The following is a 3,306-nucleotide window of genomic DNA, read 5'->3' as shown; positions in this document are numbered from 1 at the left end:
GTCCTCGAGCCGGGACTGCGATCGTCGCTGACAGGATCTTCGCCGAAAGGCACACGCGGCCAACAGGATCAGGAGAGGAAAACAGCACCGTAGCCCCGTCCGAGGGCGGGGCTACGGTGGAATCGCCGGTCGACGCCACCGGCAAGCGCTAGGTCATACAGGTGAATCGAAGAATGAGAACAAGTGATCAGGCGGGGCGGGCGGGCCTGTCGAGCCCCGGGGTCGCGTTCCAGCCGATCAAATAGCCCGCATGCCGTGTCTCCAATACATCCGCCACCGACTCGTCGGAGGCATTGAGAATATCCAGGTGCAATTGTCGAAGTCGCCAGCACGGGTCGAGCCCGAGTTCGAGCTGCATCAGTTCGGCAAAATTGTGATAGACCTCGAGCGCTCTATACCGTTGCCCCGATCGGCACAGCGCGTACATGTAATACGCCTGCATTCGCTCGTGCAGCGGCTGCTCGGCGGTCAATCTCGCCAGATCGGGGCAGGCCTCACGATGACCGCCCAATCGCAACAGGGCCTCGATCCGCCGCTCCTGATTCACCAAGCGCAATTGCTCGAGATGCGTCAATTCCGCGGTGAGCGGATTCCCGGCCTCCACATCCAGCAGCGGCGGGCCGGTCCACAGGGCCTCCGAGGCGGTGTACAGCTCGACCGCCCGCCGATCGTCACCCACCGCGGCCGCGCAGCGCGCGGCCTCGGCCATGACCTGGTAATCCCTGACGTCCAGCACACAGTCGCGGGCGTCGAACAGATACCCCTTGCTCCAGGTGCGCAGGTATCGGTCCGCCACCTCACCCTGCTCGACGCCCAGGAACTCGGCCATGCGCTTCCTGATCCCGAGCACATAGGTCTGCACCACCGTCACGGCACTGCGCGGCGGATCCTCGTTCCATAACTCCTCGATCATCGCGGACACCGGCACGACAGTCGAATGCCGGACGAGCAGCAGCGCGAGCAATTGCCGCTGCTTCTGAGCCGTCGGTGTGGCATTCCTGTTCTGCAGCGCTAGCGTTAGCGGTCCAAGCACACGGGCATAGATTTGCTGCGTCACGGGCGCTCCCTACTATCTTTCCCGGAAAAGCGCGGGAAATGAATACCCACGGCACTGGAGGCCACTCCAGCCTAACGGTCGGTAGGTATCAGATTCGTGAACAAACCGTAATTTGATGGTTAAAGCCCAAATGTTCCCAAACCATCGACTACCCGCTAAGCCAACGCCTCGATAATGAATGACAAATCAAATACTCATCACGTATAGACCCCAATGCCGTCGGGACCTCCGCATTTGAGCGACGCTCTAGGGCCCGTGGGTCAGACTCGGAGGCAGTGGAGACCGGAAGTGGTTGGTCGCCAACCGATTCCGGTCCACTCCCGATCACCACCGAGGACAGGCATGCGTGAACGCGTCGAGGAGCTCGACAAACTCAAACAATCGGTACTGGCCGGGCCCGATGCGGCCGCGACGCAACGTCAGTACGACAAGGGGAAGCTGACCGCCTACGAGCGGATCGACCTGCTGCTGGACCCTGGGTCGTTCCAGGAGATCGAGGCGTTACGACGCCATCGGGCAACAGGATTCGGGCTCGAGCACCGGCGTCACCACACCGACGGCGTGGTCGCCGGCTGGGGAACCGTCGAGGGGCGGACGGTGTTCGTGTTCGCGCAGGACTTCCGGATTCTGGGTGGCGCGCTGGGCGAGGCGCACGCGGAGAAGATTCACAAGGTCATGGATTTGGCGCTGGCCGCGGGCGCACCGCTGGTCGGGCTCTATGACGGTGCGGGGGCCCGCATCCAGGAAGGGGTCACCGCGCTGGCCGGTTTCGGTGGGATATTCGCGCGAAACACCAAGGCCTCCGGCGTGATTCCGCAGATCAGCGTCATCCTCGGACCTTGCGCCGGTGGCGCCGCCTACAGTCCCGCGCTCACCGATTTCGTCTTCATGATCCGGGAGACGGCCCAGATATTCATCACCGGACCCGACGTGGTCGCGGCGGTGACCGGCGAGCGGGTCACCATGAACGAGCTGGGCGGGGCCGACATCCATTCGCACACCTCGGGTGTCACCCATTTCACCTACGACGACGAACCCTCCTGCCTGCACGATGTCCGGCATCTGCTGTCGATGCTGCCGGCCAACAATCGTCAGCATCCGCCGACGGTGGTGTGCACCGATCCCCCGGATCGGCGCAACGAGTCGCTCTACGATCTGGTCCCCCACGACGGGAACCGGCCCTACGACGTGCGCGCGGTCATCGAGGAGATCGTCGACGACCACGAGATCTTCGAGGTGCACGAGCTGTGGGCGGCGAATGTGGTGTGCGCCTTCGCCCGCCTCGACGGGCACGTGGTGGGCGTGGTCGCCAATCAGCCGAACATGCTCGCGGGGGTGCTCGACATCGCCGCCTCCGAGAAGGCCGCCCGGTTCGTGCAGCTCTGCGACGCGTTCAATATTCCGCTCGTCACGCTGATCGACGTGCCGGGTTTTCTGCCCGGTGTCGCGCAGGAGCACGGCGGGATCATCCGCCACGGCGCCAAACTGCTCTACGCCTACTGCAACGCCACGGTCCCCCGGGTCTCGGTGGTCCTGCGCAAGTCCTACGGCGGCGCGTACATCGTCATGGATTCCCGGTCGATCGGCGCGGACCTGGCGCTGGCCTGGCCCAGCAACGAGATCGCCGTCATGGGCGCCGAGGCCGCCGCGAACGTGATCTTCCGCCGCGAGATCAATGCCGCGAAGGATCCGGAGGCGATGCGGCAGAACAAGATTGCCGAGTATCGCTCGGAGCTGGTGCACCCCTACTATGCCGCCGAGCGGGGGCTGGTCGACGACGTGATCGATCCGGCCGACACCCGTTCGGTGCTCATCCGCAGCCTCGCCATGCTGCGGACCAAACACGCCGACCTGCCGATTCGCAAGCATGGCAACCCACCCCAGTGAGCAGAGCGAGAAGCACATGACAGCACCCCTGGTCCGCGTCGAACGCGGCAATCCCGACGATATCGAAACCGCCGCCCTGCTCATCGCATTGGTGAGCGCGATCGCGAATTCCGTCGAGAGTGCCCCGCCCGCGGTGGCTCCCGTGCGCTGGATCGGGCCGCCGCGCGCGAGCGCTTTCGTCCCGCCGCGCAGCTGGGCCGCCGCATGAGCGCCGAATCGGTTGCCGTGAATGGGAGTTACGGCCTACGCAAGGTCCTCGTAGCCAATCGAGGCGAGATCGCCGTGCGCGTGATCCGGGCCGCCAAGGACGCCGGTATCGCCAGTGTGGCCGTGTACGCCGAACCGGACGCCGACGCGCCGTT

The 3,306-nt window shown here is 64.7% G+C and carries 4 protein-coding genes; 3 read left to right on the top strand and 1 reads right to left on the bottom strand.

Going from position 1 to position 3,306, the window contains the following annotated elements; genetic code table 11:
• Positions 1-187: 187 nt before the first annotated feature.
• Positions 188-1,057: a BTAD domain-containing putative transcriptional regulator gene (locus tag ACFV4K_RS35200; RefSeq protein WP_379280622.1), complete on the bottom strand. Its 870-nt coding sequence runs from the start codon at positions 1,055-1,057 to the stop codon at positions 188-190.
• Between the two features lie 342 nt (positions 1,058-1,399).
• On the opposite strand from ACFV4K_RS35200, the gene ACFV4K_RS35195 reads away from it, so the two are divergent.
• From ACFV4K_RS35195 to ACFV4K_RS35185, 3 genes are all read left to right on the top strand, one after another.
• Positions 1,400-2,944, top strand: coding sequence for an acyl-CoA carboxylase subunit beta (locus tag ACFV4K_RS35195; protein WP_379280621.1), 1,545 nt, complete (start codon positions 1,400-1,402; stop codon positions 2,942-2,944).
• 16 nt (positions 2,945-2,960) lie between these two features.
• The gene (locus ACFV4K_RS35190) at positions 2,961-3,152 is read left to right on the top strand and encodes an acyl-CoA carboxylase epsilon subunit (RefSeq protein ID WP_379280620.1); all 192 of its coding nucleotides are present in this window, start codon (positions 2,961-2,963) and stop codon (positions 3,150-3,152) included.
• The coding region (locus ACFV4K_RS35185; RefSeq protein WP_379280623.1) for a biotin carboxylase N-terminal domain-containing protein at positions 3,149-3,306 on the top strand (158 nt) is incomplete at its 3' end. The genes ACFV4K_RS35190 and ACFV4K_RS35185, both read left to right, overlap by 4 nt.

This window comes from Nocardia sp. NPDC059764 (genome assembly GCF_042732555.1).
Classification (GTDB): Bacteria; Actinomycetota; Actinomycetes; order Mycobacteriales; family Mycobacteriaceae; genus Nocardia.
This window is presented reverse-complemented; position numbering and strand designations above follow the sequence as displayed.

What these genes read in the sequence shown, in the direction of transcription:
- ACFV4K_RS35195 (WP_379280621.1), top strand. Translation starts at nt 1,400, where the DNA reads ATGCGTGAACGCGTCGAGGAGCTCGACAAACTCAAACAATCGGTACTG.
- ACFV4K_RS35190 (WP_379280620.1), top strand. Translation starts at nt 2,961, where the DNA reads ATGACAGCACCCCTGGTCCGCGTCGAACGCGGCAATCCCGACGATATC.